This is a genomic window from Microbacterium sp. (assembly GCF_048259935.1).
GTDB lineage: Bacteria > Actinomycetota > Actinomycetes > Actinomycetales > Microbacteriaceae > Microbacterium.
The window spans coordinates 169,541-185,620 of sequence record NZ_JBLXHF010000007.1 but is presented as its reverse complement, the minus strand read 5'-3'; the positions used below and the strand labels follow the sequence as shown (position 1 = coordinate 185,620).

Annotated in this window: 14 protein-coding genes and 2 pseudogenes; 5 read left to right on the top strand and 11 right to left on the bottom strand. The window is 64.3% G+C overall.

The genetic code is table 11. The features are described 5' to 3' along the window. Nucleotides 1-103 precede the first annotated feature (103 nt). Nucleotides 104-793: a zinc-ribbon domain-containing protein gene (locus tag ACN0RC_RS13180; RefSeq protein WP_417512387.1), complete on the top strand. Its 690-nt coding sequence runs from the start codon at nucleotides 104-106 to the stop codon at nucleotides 791-793. A 65-nt stretch (nucleotides 794-858) separates the two neighbouring features. Here ACN0RC_RS13180 and ACN0RC_RS13175 read toward each other — a convergent pair. Further along, a pseudogene (locus tag ACN0RC_RS13175) lies at nucleotides 859-933 on the bottom strand (XRE family transcriptional regulator); the annotation flags it as partial. Between the two features lie 235 nt (nucleotides 934-1,168). On the opposite strand from ACN0RC_RS13175, the gene ACN0RC_RS13170 reads away from it, so the two are divergent. Together ACN0RC_RS13170 and ACN0RC_RS13165 are read left to right on the top strand one after the other, a co-directional pair. Then, nucleotides 1,169-1,741, top strand: a complete 573-nt coding sequence (locus ACN0RC_RS13170) for a hypothetical protein (protein WP_417512378.1) — start codon at nucleotides 1,169-1,171, stop codon at nucleotides 1,739-1,741. 496 nt (nucleotides 1,742-2,237) lie between these two features. Continuing rightward, nucleotides 2,238-2,417, top strand: coding sequence for a helix-turn-helix domain-containing protein (locus ACN0RC_RS13165; protein ID WP_417512377.1), 180 nt, complete (start codon nucleotides 2,238-2,240; stop codon nucleotides 2,415-2,417). 212 nt (nucleotides 2,418-2,629) lie between these two features. Here the strand turns inward: ACN0RC_RS13165 and ACN0RC_RS13160 are convergent. The 7 genes and pseudogenes from ACN0RC_RS13160 to ACN0RC_RS13130 form a co-directional block, all read right to left on the bottom strand. Continuing rightward, nucleotides 2,630-2,800, bottom strand: a pseudogene (locus ACN0RC_RS13160) (IS3 family transposase); the annotation flags it as partial. Between the two features lie 64 nt (nucleotides 2,801-2,864). Next, nucleotides 2,865-3,980, bottom strand: coding sequence for a serine hydrolase domain-containing protein (locus ACN0RC_RS13155; protein ID WP_417512376.1), 1,116 nt, complete (start codon nucleotides 3,978-3,980; stop codon nucleotides 2,865-2,867). Nucleotides 3,981-4,227: 247 nt separating this feature from the next. Beyond that, complete coding sequence (locus ACN0RC_RS13150; RefSeq protein ID WP_417512375.1) at nucleotides 4,228-5,424, bottom strand: cytochrome P450; 1,197 nt, start codon at nucleotides 5,422-5,424, stop codon at nucleotides 4,228-4,230. A gap of 25 nt (nucleotides 5,425-5,449) precedes the next feature. Next, the gene (locus ACN0RC_RS13145; protein WP_417512374.1) at nucleotides 5,450-6,442 is read right to left on the bottom strand and encodes a PDR/VanB family oxidoreductase; all 993 of its coding nucleotides are present in this window, start codon (nucleotides 6,440-6,442) and stop codon (nucleotides 5,450-5,452) included. Beyond that, nucleotides 6,439-7,431 (bottom strand): ABC transporter permease, encoded by a 993-nt coding sequence (locus tag ACN0RC_RS13140; RefSeq protein WP_417512373.1) that lies wholly within the window; start codon nucleotides 7,429-7,431, stop codon nucleotides 6,439-6,441. The genes ACN0RC_RS13145 and ACN0RC_RS13140 overlap by 4 nt, the downstream gene beginning before the upstream one ends. Beyond that, a complete protein-coding gene (locus ACN0RC_RS13135) occupies nucleotides 7,431-8,948 on the bottom strand; it encodes a sugar ABC transporter ATP-binding protein (RefSeq protein ID WP_417512372.1) in 1,518 nt (505 codons plus the stop codon). Before ACN0RC_RS13135 ends, ACN0RC_RS13140 begins: the two co-directional genes overlap by 1 nt. A gap of 23 nt (nucleotides 8,949-8,971) precedes the next feature. Continuing rightward, nucleotides 8,972-9,952 (bottom strand): substrate-binding domain-containing protein, encoded by a 981-nt coding sequence (locus ACN0RC_RS13130; RefSeq protein ID WP_417512371.1) that lies wholly within the window; start codon nucleotides 9,950-9,952, stop codon nucleotides 8,972-8,974. Between the two features lie 180 nt (nucleotides 9,953-10,132). On the opposite strand from ACN0RC_RS13130, the gene ACN0RC_RS13125 reads away from it, so the two are divergent. Together ACN0RC_RS13125 and ACN0RC_RS13120 are read left to right on the top strand one after the other, a co-directional pair. Next, entirely contained in the window at nucleotides 10,133-11,263 is a 1,131-nt protein-coding gene (locus ACN0RC_RS13125; RefSeq protein ID WP_417512370.1) for a LacI family DNA-binding transcriptional regulator, read from the top strand. Between the two features lie 248 nt (nucleotides 11,264-11,511). Then, nucleotides 11,512-12,627: a hypothetical protein gene (locus ACN0RC_RS13120; RefSeq protein ID WP_417512369.1), complete on the top strand. Its 1,116-nt coding sequence runs from the start codon at nucleotides 11,512-11,514 to the stop codon at nucleotides 12,625-12,627. Here ACN0RC_RS13120 and ACN0RC_RS13115 read toward each other — a convergent pair whose 3' ends face one another. The 3 genes from ACN0RC_RS13115 to ACN0RC_RS13105 all read right to left on the bottom strand — a co-directional run bounded on the left by ACN0RC_RS13115 (nucleotide 12,628) and on the right by ACN0RC_RS13105 (nucleotide 16,003). After that, nucleotides 12,628-13,578, bottom strand: a complete 951-nt coding sequence (locus ACN0RC_RS13115; protein ID WP_417512386.1) for a PDR/VanB family oxidoreductase — start codon at nucleotides 13,576-13,578, stop codon at nucleotides 12,628-12,630. A gap of 229 nt (nucleotides 13,579-13,807) precedes the next feature. Then, nucleotides 13,808-15,031: a cytochrome P450 gene (locus tag ACN0RC_RS13110; RefSeq protein ID WP_417512368.1), complete on the bottom strand. Its 1,224-nt coding sequence runs from the start codon at nucleotides 15,029-15,031 to the stop codon at nucleotides 13,808-13,810. A 51-nt stretch (nucleotides 15,032-15,082) separates the two neighbouring features. Next, on the bottom strand, nucleotides 15,083-16,003 hold the full coding sequence (locus ACN0RC_RS13105; RefSeq protein WP_417512367.1) for an ABC transporter permease: 921 nt from the start codon (nucleotides 16,001-16,003) through the stop codon (nucleotides 15,083-15,085). Nucleotides 16,004-16,080 lie beyond the last annotated feature (77 nt).

Here is a 16,080-nt window from a genome sequence, read left to right as displayed (position 1 = left end):
CGACACCGGAAGCGAGGTGACCTCCGAACACGTCCTCGAACTCAGCGCCTAACCAACAGAAGAAGGATCACCACCGGGTACACCACGCACTGGGGCTTGACCGCTGTCGGGCGTTACCGACCTCGCCACTCTCCGACCCGATCTCGCCGCTCAATGGCACAGCAGCAACGAACTGCGCCCTGAACAGGTCCGCCCCAATGCCGCAAAGAAAGTTGTTTGGCAATGCGAGGAAGGGCCCGAATGGGAAGATGCGATCTACACCCGTTCTGGTGCCGGTCAAGCATGCCCGTACTGCTCCGGTCATCGCGTGATGCCCGGCGAAACAGATCTCGCCACTCTCCACCCCGAGCTCGCTCGCGAGTGGGATGGATCGAACACGTTTAGTCCGCAGGATGTGACCTCGGGTTCGGATCGTCGTGCGAAATGGAGGTGCGCGAAAGGTCATGTCTGGGACGCAATCATTTCGAGCAGAACTGGGCGACGACCCGCTGGGTGTCCGTGTTGCCGTGGGCGTCAAGCGGTCCCGGGCCTAAACGACCTTTCGACGCTGAGGCCGGATCTCGCCGCCGAGTGGGATGCAAGCAACAAGGACTCTCCCGAACTGGTGAAGCCCTCCTCGAGCCGCAAGGCTATCTGGCGATGCGCGGACGGGCACGCCTGGGAGGCGTCCGTGGCGAGTCGCTCGAAAGGTGGCGGATGCCCGTTGTGCCCGCCCACTCCGACCAAGAAGATCAGCCAATCCGATCGAGCATCCCTTGCCTGCTCCGAAGGTCTGGGATCTCTTCGGGAATGAGATCCCTCAAGGGCAACGCCCAGTGCCTGCGAGATCGCCAAGATCGCGCGCAGCGTCGGGTTCGCTGGGCGACCCGGACGCGACTCACCCTTCTCATACTTCTGGTAGGTGTAGCGCGTGAGCCCTGCCCGATAGGCCACCTGTTCTTGACTAAGGCCGGCGTCTTCGCGAGCACGACGACGCGCTGTCGCCAGCCGCTGAGCGTAGGTAGCCCACTCCTCGTCAGCGATGTCGTCTCTATGGGCCACCTCCTCAGGTTCGCGAGGCCAACACGTTCGTATGGCCTAATTCGTATGGCATAATTCGTGAGGCCATACGAAACAATCACCGCCCATCGGATTTCTCCGCTTCCTTGCACGTGCGCTGCCCAGCCCGATGACCGCCGGTCGCGTCGCGGGCGAGGCCCGTGCAGCGACCGCGAATGTGACTGCGGCCATGGCATCCGACTCGTATCCCATCTGGTGGCGGGGCATAGACGTGCCCCCGCCTGCGGCGTGGACTTACATGTTTGAGTCGTTCACTGGCGATGACACCGGTGACGAATGGGCGCTGGCCGCGGCGATCTTCATTGCTCAGACACGACGCCGCACCCGATTGGGCCCGACGTTCGCTGAGCTCTTCATACATCTCATGCCGGAGCGCAATGGCCTGCCCGCCCCCTTCACCGGGGAGATGGAGTTCATCGAGCGGCGCCGAGCTATCGCTGCGTTCCGCGGCCACGTCACCATCGACTGGCGCTGCCGCGGGCTTATCAGTTTCGACAAGGGCGTCACGCGCAGCTTGCGCGTGGGACGAGTATTCCGTGAACTGTCGCGGCGCCGTCAAGTTGCCCGGCTTGCCGGGGCGCCCAGCCCTGGGAACAGGATGTCGGATGCCGTGGCTACGAATAGAGAAGAGCGCGAAACCCGAACCCAGGCAACCCGACGAGCGCAGACAACCGAAAGTTGAGTGACCAGCACATGGAACCGAACGACTATCCGACCGAGCTGCAGCGCCTGATCGACCGCATCGCGCCGGGGCTGGCCACCCGTACTCGACGTCTGCCCAGGCTGGTACCAGCTGCTCGCGCGACTCGATGATCAGCTGAGCGCGATCGCGCCGGTGTACGTCCTGCAGCAGTGCAAGTCGAAGTTTGGGGCACTATCCTTCTACGCCGACCCGTCAGATGACCCTAGCGCCTACAACGAGGACTTCAACGACACCATCCGTGCCGCCGAGTGGGAGAGCATTGAAACCTGCGAGGAATGTGGCGCTCCCGCCGCGCAGTACGTGATCAATCTCTGGGTCTCGACATTGTGCCCCGAGCATCACAAGGAGAGGAGTGTCGCTGTCGGCGGCGGCTCCCGATAGCTCGTCACACTTCCTCTCTCATCGGCAGCGCAGCGACCCGCTAGTCTCGGACATATCCGGGAAGATCCGGTTCAACTTGCTTCGAGGAGTCCGCATGTCTGAACCATGGCTCGCTGCCGACGACATCGCGGACTATCTCGGCGTGACCAAGGACACGATTTACGCCTGGATCGCCGACAAGGGGATGCCAGCGCACAACGTCGGCCGCCTCTGGAAGTTCCAGACGAGCAAGGTTGACGATTGGGTGCGCCGCGGAGATGCATCGGCAGAGTAGTCATACTCGCGCCGCGATGTCGGCGGCCAGACATATCCCTATGTCGCTGTGGGCGTGACCATCGTCGGGAAACACGACACCCTCGGGATGGGCCGGCGACGGTGGGGAGGGCGCGAAGCTCGGGCTCGGCGTCTCACCGAGATCAAAACCGGGGTGTCGAAGACGTGTGCATCTTTCAGCCCGCCGCTGGGGTCTGGGCGTTGTAGGCGGCCAGGGTCTCGGTAGCGGAGGGTGGAGTGGAGCCGGCGGCGGTTGTAGAACCTCTCGACGTACAGCATGACCGCGGATCCCGCCCTCCGTCGGGTGGCGAATGACTGTCGGGAGAACCTCTCGTTCTTGAGCATCGAGAACCATGCTTCGACAACCGATTTGTCCCAGCACACCGACCACGCATCGCCGTCCGCGTGTTTCGCAACGGCCTCAGGACCCGCAGCGCCTGGCGAGATGTCACCGCCTCAATGCCTCGCGGAGAGCATCGACGATGCTGTTGGCGCGCCGATCCTGGCCATCGCTGAGCCAGTTTGTCACGAACCCGAACCCGACGCCGAGCTCTCGGTCAGCGAAGCCCAGCTGTCCGCCAGCGCCGTCGTGCCCGAACGACTGTGCGCCGAGGAGTGGCCGTCGATCCGACGGCAGCATGTACCCCGAGCCCCACCGGGACCAGGGACCAGGCACGGTGAAGTAGGGCTCGCCTTCGCTCTGCGGCCTCGTCTGCTCAGCGATGGTCGCGTCGTCGAGTAGACGGACACCATCAGTGCTGCGGACGGTGGCCGACCAGATCTTCGCAAGCCCCCGCGCCGTCGCCACGGCACCAGCGCTCGGGAGGCCAGCAACGAGCACGTCATCACGGTTGAACCCGGCGCCTTCGCCCACGAGGTCCACCGGGAGCGCCCCGCCCAAGGTCAATGTGAGCCGATCCCAGTGCTCTTTCTCAGTACGCGGTTCGTCGACGAACGAACTGCGGCCGACCTCGACATGCGCGCGGCCGGGTGCGGCAGCGGCAGCGCCTAGGGCAACCTCCGCCCCCAAGCCCTGCACGAAAACGTCATCGAACAGGGCATCGGTGGTCTTGCCCGTCACCCGATGCAGGACCTCTCCGAGCAGCCAACCGTACGTGATCGCATGGTATGAATAGGTGCTGCCGGGCGTCCAGAGCGGCTTCTGAGCCTCCAGCCGGGCGATCATCCGGCGCCAGTCGAGAAGTTCCTCGAACGTCACCGGCTCATCGAAAGCCGCGAGTCCCGCGCGATGGGTGAGCAGGTCGCTTACGCTGATTTCGGCCTTCCCAGCCGTCATGAACTCCGGCCAGTACGTCGCGACAGTCGCATCGAGGTCGAGGAGGCCGCGCTCGACGAGGCGATGCGTGAGGATCGCAAGAAGACCTTTCGTGCACGAAAATACGACGGACGCCGTCTGCTCTAGCCATGGACGATTGTGCCGACGGTCCGCCAGGCCTGACCAGGCATCGAGCACGCAGTCGCCGTCGATATAAACAGCGACAGCACCGCCTCCTCCGGGTGACTCATCGATAGCCCGCTCGAAGGCACGCAGGACTGGAGCCATGCGTGGCTCGCACGTCCGCCACGACGCCTGCCCGACGCGGCCCATGTCGCCGCTGGGCGCCGAGGATGTAGTCAGAATGCCATCCATAGAATATCCTCCCGATCGTATGCCCCGACGAGGTGCGGATGCTCAGCCGCGAGATGGGTTTGCGCGAGGTGCACTAGCGCTTCGGAATCCTCGGCGTGGAGGTATTCCCCACAGGGGCAACGCAGACGGGACTTCGGCGCGAGCGCCGAACTTTCCGCCATCAGAACACCACCGGGACCGAGCGCAGGCCGTGCGACGGACCGCCCTGGTGCCACCCGACCGGCACCTCGGGATCGAGCGCGAAATCGGGGAGCGCGGTGAGGAGTTCCGTGAGCACGGCCACGACCTCGACGCGGATGAGGTTGGCGCCGAGGCAGCGGTGCGGACCGTTCGAGAGCGCCAAATGCGGGTTGGGTGTGCGATCCGGGACGAAGTCGTCTGGGCGATCGAACTTGCGCGGGTCCCGGTTGATCAGCGGTGCGTAGATGAGGACCTTCTGTCCCGCTTTCACCTCCTGACCCGCGATCTCGACATCGCGCGTGGGGATCCGCGCCTGCCCGTGGCCAGGGCTCAGGAAGCGGAGGAACTCGTCGACCGAGGCCGGCAGCAGATCAAGGTCGGTGCGCAGACGCTCCCGCAACTCGGGGTTCCTCGCCAGGATCCACGACGCTCCGCTAAGGAGAAGGGACGTGTTCTCCACAGTCCCCAGCAGCAGGATCGTGAAGTAGTCCTGCAATTCCTGGTGGGTGAGCGGCCTGCCGTCCACCTTGCCGTTGCGGATGAGATCCGACATGACGTCATCGGTAGGGTTCTTGCGCTTCTCGTCGACGTAGTCGGCGAACCATGCCTCCATTGCGTCGAGGTGCTCCTGCGTGCCCGCGACGGCTGATCCGGCACCCTGCGCCATGGCACGGATCCACGGCGAGAAGAGGTGGCTGTCCCGCCAGTCGACGCCGAGGATGCGCGCCACGGCGTGGAATGGCACCAGCCAGGCCAGTTCCGCGCCGAGATCGGCGCGCCCGCGGTCGACGAACGCCTCGATGAGGGAGCGGGCACCTTCGCGCAGCGCATCGGACATCGTCGCGACCTGCGGCGGGTTGAACCAGCCTTGCACCAGCCGTCGATAGTTCTTGTGCGTCTCTCCGTCGTAGCCGGCCAGCATGAGTGGCCGCCCGGATGGCAGCGTGAACGGCGGGAGCTGCGCGTCCTTGATGCGGAACGTCTCGGGATCGCGGTAGATCCCCCAGGCCTCATCCCAGCCGGCGACGACCCAGTGGCCGCCCTGTCGTTTCGTCCAGCCGATGTAGGAGTTCTCGGCGGCGATCCGATCGCGCAGCGCCGTAAGCGTCGCGAAGGGGGTGCCGTCCCCGCCCAGCTCAAGTTCGCGGTTGTCGAAGTCTGCGAATGCCTCGGTCATGTCGTTCTGCCTTTCCTCGATTCGTTCAGAGATCCAGCGTGAGCCGCTTCGAGCTAGCGCGGGACACGCAGACGTACATTCGGTCGTTGCGCTGCTTCTCGGCGTCATCGAGCAGCCAATCGCGATGGTCGACCTTGCCGCCGAGCACGCGCACCTCGCAGGAGCCGCAAGTGCCCTCGCGGCAGGACGACAGGATGAAGTGCCCGGCGTCTTCGAGGACATCGAGTGCGGACTGACCGGCACCCACCGGCAGGATCTGGCCGGACTGCGCGAGCTCCAGTTCGAACGGCTCGTCGGGCGCGTGGTCCTGCGGCACGTTCGGCACGGAAAAGTGCTCGACGTGCAGTTCGACTTTCGGCCGGGAATCGACCGCTTCCTGGAGCGCTTCGAGCATGCGTGACGGGCCGCAGGCGTACACGCTCGTCCCGTTCGGCAGCGCACCGATCAGGGCTGCCACGTCCGCACGATCCGGAGGGTTCGATGTGTGGATCCGGATCCTGCCGGGAAACGCGTCCTCCAGCTCCGCTGCATAAGCCATAGTCTCACGTGACCGGCCGAGGTAGTGCAGAACCCAGCGGTCTCCGCGCCGGTCCAGCTCATCGGCCATGGCCACCATCGGCGTCACGCCGATCCCGCCGGCGATGAGGAGGTACTCCGGTGCCTCGCGGAGACGGAAGGTGTTGCGCGGAGCACCCACGCGCACCGTGTCGCCGACACCGACCCGGTCGTGCAGATGGGCCGAGCCACCCCGTCCGTCCTCTTCGCGCAGGACGGCGATCCGCAGCACCGTCGTGTCGTTCGGACGCACCAGCGAGTACTGGCGGCACGACCCGTCCTCCACGTACACGTCGAGATGCGCTCCCGCCTCGTAACTGAGCAGAGCGTCCGATGCGTGCAGCGGCGCGAGCTCGAACTCGACGATGTCCTCGGCGAGGACGTGCCGCGCGACCACCGTCACCTCGAAGGTCCCCGACGACGCGGTATCGATGGCCTCTCCGCTCATGACGGCCCTGTTCATCGCTTGCCCTTCCGCTGCCAGACGCTGATGAGAACCGCTAGCAGGACGACCACGCCGCGAACGACTTCCTGCGCGTACGGGTTCACGCCCAGAAGCACCATGCCGTTACCGAGGACCGTGATGAAGATCACACCGATGAAAGTACCGAGGACGGAGCCGCGCCCTCCCGACAGAAGCGTGCCGCCGATGATGACAGCCGCGATCGCGTCGAACTCGACACCGGTGCCGATGCTCGCCGTGCCGGACGACAACCGGGCGCTCTGCAGGACACCGACCATCGCGGCGGCAAGTCCTGTGAGGATGAAGACGAGCACGCGCACCCGAGCAACGTTGATGCCGGAAAGCCGTGCGGCCTCCGGATTGCCGCCGACGGCGTACACGGATCGCCCGAACGGGGTCTTCGTGGCGACGAAGGCGATGACTGCGAAGACGAGCATGAAGGCAATCGCGACGACCGGGATGCCCAATAAGCGCCCGGACCCGAGGAACACCAGGAACGGATCCTTTAGTGGGATGGGATAGGCGTTTGTGATGAGAAGTGCGAGGCCGCGCAGCGCTCCGTACAGCGCCAGGGTCACGATGAACGACGGGACGCCGAACCGGGAGCGCACCCACCCGGCGAACGCACCCATGAGCGCGCCTTCTGCAAGGACCACGAGGATCGCGAGCGGGACGGGCAGCCCCCACTGGCCCACCGTCACGCCGAGCAGCGCGGACCCCAGCGCGACCGCGCTGCCGACGCTGATGTCGATCTCGCCGGCGATGATCACGAGCGTCATCGCCATTGCGACGATGCCGACGAACGCGGCGTTCTGCAGGATGTTCAGTTGATTGCCGACACTCGCGAAACTCGGGGCCGTGAGCGAGAAGCACAAGTACACAATCCCGAGCACGCCCAGCAGCGCAACGGTCTGGATATTGGAACGGCGCGAGAACCATCGCTGCACGGAGGTTTGGGGCCGATCCGTCGTAGAAGCGGTCACAGTCATCAGATCGAGTCCTTCATGGAGAGGGCGAGCAGTTCGTGTTCATCGGTCTCGTCATGGGCCAGCGTCCGGACGATGGCACCGCCGCGCATGACGACGATCCGGTGGCAGACCTCGAAGAGCTCGGCGTTCTCGGACGAGACAAAGACGACGCTCTTCCCGGCTTCGGAGAGCCGGCGGACGAGTGAGTAGACCTGTTCCTTGGCGTTGACGTCGACCCCGCGGGTGGGTTCGTCGAGCAAGTAGATGTCGGCGCCCGCCGCGAGCCATCTGCCGAGCACCACCTTCTGCTGATTGCCGCCGGAGAGGTCGCCGGCCTCCTGCTCGACGGAAGAGAGCTTGATGGCGAGCTGATCGACAGCGTGCTGCGCGATTGCGCCCTCCTCGCCGGCGCGGATGATCCCGCGGGGCGCGAGGCGTCGAAGTGACGCCAGGGTGAGGTTCTCCCGGATGGAGCGCATCAGCACGAGCCCCTGGGCCTTCCGCTCCTCCGGGGACAGAGCAAGGCCCGCGGCGATCGCGGCCCGCTCGTTCCAGCGCGCCTGCACCGACTTCCCACGCACCCGGATCGTGCCCGAATCGACGCGGTCCCGACCGAACACGGCCCGGAGAAGTTCGCTGCGGCCCGATCCCATGAGTCCGGCGATGCCGAGCACCTCACCTTCGCGGAGCTCGAGGCTGACGCCCTGCAGGGCCGATGTCCGAACCTGCTCAACGGACAGCACGACCGGGGCGTTGGGCGCCACCTCCCGCCGGACGCCGGCCTCCTTGCGCGGGGCGTGGCCGATCATCTGCTCGGCGATCTTCCGGGTGGTGAGTTCGCCGACTGCGTGTGTCCCTACGATCGCCCCGTCGCGCATGATGGCGATGGAGTCCGCCACCCGCGGGATCTCGTCCATCCGGTGCGACACGTATAGCACCGCCATCCCCGTCGCCGCGAGCTGGCGCACGAGCGCGATGAGCCGATCGGCGTCGTGCGCCGTGAGCGCGCTCGTCGGCTCATCGAGGATGAGGACACGCGGCCTCTTCCTCAGCGCTTTGGCGATCTCGACCAGCTGCTGCTCGCCGAGGCTGAGGTCGTACACCTCCCGCCACGGATCGACGTCCACGCCGAGCATCGCCAGCGCCGACTGCGCCCCCGCCAGCATCCGCCGTCGGTCGATCGCCCCGAGCCCCGCTGCCGAATGGCGCGGCCACTGGCCGAGCATGAGGTTCTCGGCGACGCTCAGCCCGGGCACGAGACTGAGTTCCTGGTAGACGACGGCAATGCCGTCCTCCTCATCGCGCATCAGGGCGGGATCGTGCTCCCTGCCGTTCAGGACGATTCTGCCGGCGTCGCGCGTCTCGGCACCACTGAGGATGCGAATCAGAGTCGACTTGCCAGCGCCGTTCGAGCCGAGGAGAGCGCGCACCTCTCCGGGCGCGACGCGCAGGTCGATGCCCCGGAGAACCTGGACGGGTCCGAAGGACTTGCTCATGCCGCTGATCTCCAGCATCGGCGTGCTCACTTCGGTGTTCATCGGCGCACTCTCCCGGCTCGGACTCACTCGGGGCGGTCCGGCGTGAAGAGTACGCCGGGCACGAGCACGTCGAATGGGTCCGACTTCTCGCCGCCGATCGCGGTGAGGCCGGCGTCGTACGCGGCCTTCGCGATGGCCTTGGTGTCCTGGCCGGTCGTCGCCAGCAGGATCCCGTCGTCGGTGGTGAGGAACTCGGTGATCTGAGGGCTGATGTCGGTGCCGAACACGACGGTCTTGCCGACGTTGTCGGATGCGGCTATCGCTGACCGGGCGCCGACAGTACCGCCCTCGTTGACGGCCCAGATCATGTCGACGTCAGGGTGCGCAGTCAGGATGTCCTGCGCGACGCCCACGGCCTTATCGGCCAGGAAGCCCTCCTGGTCCGCGACGTACGTGACGTCCAGGCCCTCCAGTGCCTCCTTGAAGCCGGCCTTGCGGAGCTGGCATTCGACGTAGATGTCGCAGTTGAGCAGAGCGATGGAGGCCGTTCCGCCGAGCTCGCTCTCGATGTACTCGGCCGCCGCCTCGCCGGTGGTGGTCCCTAGGGACGTGCCGTCGCTGCGGATGAATGCGCTGACGATGTCCTCGCTCGCGTCGCCGATGCACTGGTTGTAACAGACGACGGGGATGCCCGCATCGACAGTCGACTGCACGGCCGTCATGTCGCTGTCGCCCGACAGCGCGGGGACGAGCACGACGTCGACGCCGCGCTGCGCATAGGTCTGCATCGCCTGGGCGAGCTGGGCCGAGTCGTCGTTGATGTTGGTGACGATCACCTGCCCTCCGCCAGCCGAGGCCAGCGCCTCGATCTCGTCCTGGATCCCCTGGAAGAAGAACTGGGCGTTCTGGATGACGAGCCCGATGACGGGGCCGTCCTCGGCGTCGCCGCCTGGGCCCGTGTCACCGGGTGTGCTGACGGCGCATCCGGCGACGGCGACGACGGAGACGATGCCGAGGATCGACATCAACGCGCGCTGAGCGCGCCTGCGGAATGAGTGGGGCATGTGGTCCTCCTTGACGGTGCCGGGTAGAGTCTGCGTCAGCGACGATAGCCAGCAGTTGTCATCGTTGTCAATACTTGGACGATAGCCAGCAGTTGTCATCGTTGTCAATACTTGTTCATACCGACTTATCAACGGTAGAGTTCATTGGCAGACAACGAAAGACAGAAAGATGCAGGCAGAGTGAATCGACGCAAGGCAACGATGCGGGACGTCGCGATGCTCGCTGGAGTATCAGTCAAGACGGTGTCCCGGGTGGTCAATGACGAACCCAACGTCTCCGAGACGGTGCGCACCCAGGTGGCCTCGGCGATTGACCGGCTCGGCTTCGAGAAGAACCTCATGGCCAGCAGCGTCCGCCGATCCGACGGCCGCACGCAATCCATCGGGCTCCTCGTGCCCGACATCTCCAACCCGCACTGGGGCCGGCTGACGAGGGAGATCACGGATCTGCTGCAGCAACGTCGCTACGCCCTCCTGACCGGTTCGAACGACCGGGACGCCGAGATCGAGGAGGGGCTGCTCCGCGCGTTCACCGCCCGGCAGGTCGACGGGCTGATCATCGTCCCCTCCGTCTCGGAGACGGCGAGTCGGCAGCGGCAGCTCATCGCCGACATCCCGACCGTGTATACCGACGGACTACCACGTACCGGAGGCTCGGATGCCGTCATCAGCGACAACGAGGGCGGGACTCGTCAGGCAGTGGAGCACCTGTGGAAGATCGGTCATGTCGACATCGCCTACATCGGCGATGAGCAATTCATGTCTTCCGCACAGGAGCGATCCTACGGCTTCCGTGAAGCGATGCTCGAACACGGAGTGATCCCCGGCCGGGACCGCTTCATCCTAGACATCGCTAACCAGCAGTCCGCGCGTGAAGCCGCCGCATCGCTCCTGAAGTCCGATGCGCCGCCTACCGCAATCATTTGCGGGAATAACACGACGATGCTCGGCGTCCTGCACGAAGTGCACGCGCGCGGCAAACAGGACTCTGTGGCGTTGATCGGCTTCGACGACCACGACATGGCAAGTGTCGTCCGACCAGGCATCACCGTCATCGCTCAGGACGAGGTCGCACTCGCCCAGACAATTGTGGATCGTCTCCTCCGCCGCCTGGATGAGCCGGCCTCCTCGCACCAGGGCGAGACCGTGCGCGTCCCCGTATCGCTGATCAGTCGGGGATCCGGCGAGATCACCCCACGATCACAGGCTCGTCCTCGGGACGCTCCCATCTCATCGGGTCGAAGGCTCCCACCACGCGTAGCAACCCTCGACGAGGAAGCCGCGCTCAAACCCTCTGGGGCGAACGATTGATGGACTACGTCGGGGACGTGTCCGACAAATCGACGTTGTCCTATACGAGGTCACCCCTTCATTCGAGATGGCTGGAATCATTCATTCGAGATGGCTAGAAACAGCGCAACGGGGCCCTTCCCGGTGTTCGCCAGCCCAAAGGAGAGGGAACGTATACCCTGGCCACTTCTCTCAAGACGCCATCTGCTCGTCGTAAACAATCTTCCGATGTCTTTGACGTGTGGGATCATCCGAACTTGGTGCACAACATGAATGGACTGCTCGAACAACTCACGGCCACCAACGACGAGGCACGCCAGCTCGTACAGGTGATTGCGTACTTCGATCAACTCACAGCGCGCGGAGCGAACCTCGATGAGATCGTTCGGTCCGCCGCCTTGCTCATCGAAGGAGAGGTGGGGGTCTCCGCGCAGGCAATCGCTCCCCGAGCCTGGACGCATGCCGGTGTTCGCGTACCGAACCAGACACTTCTCGCCCATCGTGCGAGATCGCCGTTAGTCGTGCCGATCCAAGGGGCCTCCGGAACGATCGGTTCGGTGTGGAGTTGGTCCGCTGACGCAGACCTGCCCCTGCAGCGAATCGTACTGGAACGCCTGGCGCTATCCGTCAGCATCACGGTGCGATCGTTCGAGTCACACAGTGCGGAGTGGGATTTCTCGGCAGCACTCGACCGAATGGCAACGTCCGCCATGTCCCCGCGCGACGTCGACCACATCACCGTTCGCCTCTTCCCGGATTCATCGGACACGGCGAGGCTCCGGACGATCGTCTGCTCGATGCCTCAGCAGGAGCTGATGTCACTGCTCACCGCTCACGTCGACGCCGCACTTTCTTCGCCACGCCACGGCGCAACCCTGGCCATCGTTTCGGACGTTGTCGATCTCGAGGCCGCGCATCGCGACATTGAGCGGGCCGGTTACCGAGCCGGTTGTTCGTATCCGCGGAACCCAGAGGATCTAACTGCATCTTTCAAAGAAGCCTGGATGTGTTATCGCTTGACCTCTGCCGAGAATCCCGTGATACAGGCCGAGTCGCTCGGCGTGCTGTCCCTCCTCGCCGCCGTTGATCTGAAGGAGCTTCGTCTCCATCCGGACGTCCTGTCCGCCGAAGTCATGAGGGCCGATGCGCGACAGCGCGATGTGCTCAGCGTGCTGAAGGCTTATCAGCCGCACAAGTCAATGCGCGAGCTGGCCAGAATTACTCACCGCCATCACTCCACGGTCGCCGATCAGATCGGCAGGATCGCCACCCAGTTGCACACGGAAGTGGGGAGCCCCCTCTTCGGGTCTCGCCTGCAGGTGCTAAGCATGGTATTGCGCCTCGTCGAAGAGGACGAAAAAGCGAATCCGTCCGTGCCGGAGTGACTACAGGTCGAGCACGATGTGGCCGACTCCTGCAGCCGCCCGCGAGACGCAGACGAGCATGCACGAGTTGGCCGCGCGTTCCTCGGGCGTCAGCACGATGTCACGGTGATCGATCTCACCCTCCAGCACCGGTACCTCACATGTGCCGCAGGTCCCCTCCCGACACGAGAACAACACGAACGCCCCCGCGTCTTCGACAACATCGAGGACCGATGTTCCCGCCGGAACCGGAACGGTAATCCCGGTCTGTGCGAGTTCGACCGTGAACTCGCGATCGCCCTCCCTCGGCGCGGTATCGGTGTGGAAGCGTTCCACGTGCACAGCTCGCTCTGAGTCGGCGCCCACGGCCTCGATCGCTGCGATCAGGCTCTCGGGGCCACAGCAATACACCTGGGCATCTGGATGCTGAGAGAGTTCACGGGCAAGGTCAATCCGGCCAGCGACCGAGGTCTCGTGCACGCGGACCCGCTCTGGGTATAGCCGCTGAAGCTCGGCGGCATACGCCATCGCTTGCGCCTCATGCCCCGTATAGATGAGCTCCCATACTGCTCCGCGCTTCTCGATCGCCTCAATCATCGACAGGAACGGCGTGATGCCGATTCCGCCCGCCATGAAAAGGTAGCGGTCCGCGGGCACCAGCTTGAACTGCTCTCGTGGCTCACTTACGCTCACGATGTCACCGACGTTGAGTTCGTCGTGGACGAACGTTGAACCGCCCCGGCCGTCATTCTCACGCAGCACCGCAACCCTCCACTCGCCATGCGACGGGGAGGGGATGAGTGAGTACTGCCGTGTGACACCGTTCGCGAGTTCGATTTCGGTGTGCGCACCGGGCGCGGTGAAACCCAGTTCTTCTCCCGTGGCCGAGACGAGGCGCAACTCCACGACGTGCGGAGTGATATTTGTCTTTGCAACGACGCGCACTCTGTGCTTCTGCACTACAGTTTCCATCAAACTTCGTTCTCCTTGAATCTCACTCGTAATCAGCATTTTTCAGCCTGAGACTTCGATCGCAACCACGGTCGCACCCCACTGGACAGGAAAAGGATGTCGTCGTCGGTGTACTCCGCTGCACGTTCCGGATGCTGCGCGGCGAGGTGCTCGCGCGCGGTGCGAACCATCTTCTCCTCGGTGCCCGCGCGGAGTGTCTCCCCGCACGGACAGTCCAGCCGGAGACTCATCAGCGGTCTCCGAACACGACCGGCACGGAGGTCATTCCTGCGGCCCCGCCCGGCGTCCACGTGATCGGCTGCTCCGGGTCGAGCGAGAATGGACGCATGTCTTCGAGCAAGGCCTGGAGGACCGCGATGATCTCCACGCGGACGATGCTTGCTCCCAAGCAGCGGTGCGGACCGTTGCCGAGCGCAAAATGACGATTCTTCCCGCGATGTATGTCAAAGGCGAACGGGTCATCAAACTCGCGCGTGTCACGATCGACCAAGGGCAGGTACACGAGGAGGCTGTCACCGGCCTTCATCGTGACCCCGCCGAGCTCGGTGTCGGTCATGACCATTCGAGCCGAACCCGCCGACGGGCTGAAGTAGCGAAGGAGCTCGTCCACAAAAGGCTCCATCAGCTCGGGATTGCCCTTCAACTCCTGGCGGAGTTCGGGGCGCGTGGCAAAGAGCCAACAGGCGTCGCCGAGGATCAGCGCCGTGTTTTCGATCGTTCCCACCAGGAAGACGGTGAAATAGTCCAGCAGGTCGTCGTAGGTGAGATCCTTCCCGTCGACCTGTCCTGATGTGACGAGCTTCGACATGATGTCATCGGACGGGTTCTTACGGCGCTCGGCGAGCAGTTGATCGAACCGCTCGTTCATATCGAGAAGATCCGCCGAGTTGTCCTCACCGAGCCCGCTACTGTGCGTTACGGCATGTACCCATGGGCCGAACTTCGTCGCCTCCTCCACCGGAAGACCCGTGAAGCGCGCGAACAGCATGTGCGGAATCTTCGTGGCGAAGTCTTTCGCCAGATCGACACGATCAAGATCGGCGAAGGAAGCTATGATCGCCCGGGCATCCAAGAGGAAGTCGTCGTACATCCCCGCCACGGACGGCATGTTGAAAGCGGGTTGCACCAGTCGCCGGTACTTGGCATGCTCCTGTGCGTCATATCCGAGCAGCATCAGCGGGCGCCCGGAGGGCGTGGTGAGCACCGGAATCTGCCACGTCTTGTTCGTGAAGTTCTTCGGGTCGCGAAAGACCTGTCGCGCTTCCTCCCACCCAGTGATGACCCAGAAGCCGCCGAAGCTGTCGCTCCAACCCACATAGGCATTGTCACGGGCGATCGCACGCTGGAAAGTCTCCCAGTAGGCGAAAGGCTTACCGCGAGCGTCCAGAGGCGTGCGGTACTGGTCGAAGGTGCGGTACAGCTCCGTCGTCTCCGTCGGGATCACCGAGCTCATGCCAATCCTCACTTCCGTCGTTGATCTGTTGTCTTGTGATGACAGCCGGGACTAGTCGTGTCGGCGGTCACGGCGAATGCTGTTAATCAGCACGGCGATCAGGACGACCGCTCCCTGTACTGCCAGCTGTGCAGAACTTCCCACGCCGTACAGCACAAGGGCGTTACCTAGCACGACGACGAAGAGCACACCGAGCACGGAGCCGATGATGCTTCCTCGACCGCCCGCCAGACTCGTCCCACCAATGATGACTGCGGCTATCACGCTGAACTCCAGCCCATTGCCAACCACGGATGTTCCCACCCCGATGCGTGCCGTCGTCAAGATGCCGGTGATCGCCGCGAGGAATCCTGTCAATGCGAACACGATCACCCGCACGCGCGTCACCGAGAGCCCGGAGAGACGTGCTGCGTGGGGGTTGCCACCGATGGCGTACACCGAGCGGCCGAACACGGTAGCGGTGCTGATCCAAGCGAAGACAATCATCACCGCGAGGAAGACCCACACCGGGAACGGCAGGCCGAGGTACGAGGCGTTCATGGCCTCCAGGACTGGGGAGGGCACCGGGATCGTGCGCGTATCCGTGATCATCTCGGCCACGCCGCGGAGGCTGAGGAACAAGGCGAGTGTTGTGATGAAGGATGGAACACCGAAACGCGCACGAACGAAACCTGCGAAGGCGCCAACCGCGGTGCCGGCGACGAGCACGAGGAGCATCGCAAGCCAGATGTCCCAGCCTCGCTCAAACAGCACCCCCATGAGGGCGCAGGCGAAGGCGACGGCAGAACCGACACTGATGTCGATCTCCCCTGCGACGATTACGAGAGTCATTCCCATGGCGATGATTCCCGCGAACGCGGCCTGCCGGAGGATGTTCTCGATATTGATGACCGAGAAGAAGTTCGGTGCGGTGGCACTGAACACGATCAAAGCCAGCACGAGGATCGCCAGCAAACCCAGCTGCTGGATCACCAGCGGGTCGCGTAGACGTCCCGGAAGGCGGCTCAGGACGGAGCGGGAGCTCGGGGATGACGTCCCGGTGGGCTGTC

Excerpts from the sequence above, each read along its gene's own strand:
- ACN0RC_RS13170 (WP_417512378.1), top strand. The coding sequence starts at position 1,169 with ATGACCGCCGGTCGCGTCGCGGGCGAGGCCCGTGCAGCGACCGCGAAT.
- ACN0RC_RS13165 (WP_417512377.1), top strand. The coding sequence starts at position 2,238 with ATGTCTGAACCATGGCTCGCTGCCGACGACATCGCGGACTATCTCGGC.
- ACN0RC_RS13155 (WP_417512376.1), bottom strand. The coding sequence starts at position 3,980 with ATGGCTCCAGTCCTGCGTGCCTTCGAGCGGGCTATCGATGAGTCACCC.
- ACN0RC_RS13150 (WP_417512375.1), bottom strand. The coding sequence starts at position 5,424 with ATGACCGAGGCATTCGCAGACTTCGACAACCGCGAACTTGAGCTGGGC.
- ACN0RC_RS13145 (WP_417512374.1), bottom strand. The coding sequence starts at position 6,442 with ATGAACAGGGCCGTCATGAGCGGAGAGGCCATCGATACCGCGTCGTCG.
- ACN0RC_RS13140 (WP_417512373.1), bottom strand. The coding sequence starts at position 7,431 with ATGACTGTGACCGCTTCTACGACGGATCGGCCCCAAACCTCCGTGCAG.
- ACN0RC_RS13135 (WP_417512372.1), bottom strand. The coding sequence starts at position 8,948 with ATGAACACCGAAGTGAGCACGCCGATGCTGGAGATCAGCGGCATGAGC.
- ACN0RC_RS13130 (WP_417512371.1), bottom strand. The coding sequence starts at position 9,952 with ATGCCCCACTCATTCCGCAGGCGCGCTCAGCGCGCGTTGATGTCGATC.
- ACN0RC_RS13120 (WP_417512369.1), top strand. The coding sequence starts at position 11,512 with ATGAATGGACTGCTCGAACAACTCACGGCCACCAACGACGAGGCACGC.
- ACN0RC_RS13115 (WP_417512386.1), bottom strand. The coding sequence starts at position 13,578 with ATGGAAACTGTAGTGCAGAAGCACAGAGTGCGCGTCGTTGCAAAGACA.
- ACN0RC_RS13110 (WP_417512368.1), bottom strand. The coding sequence starts at position 15,031 with ATGAGCTCGGTGATCCCGACGGAGACGACGGAGCTGTACCGCACCTTC.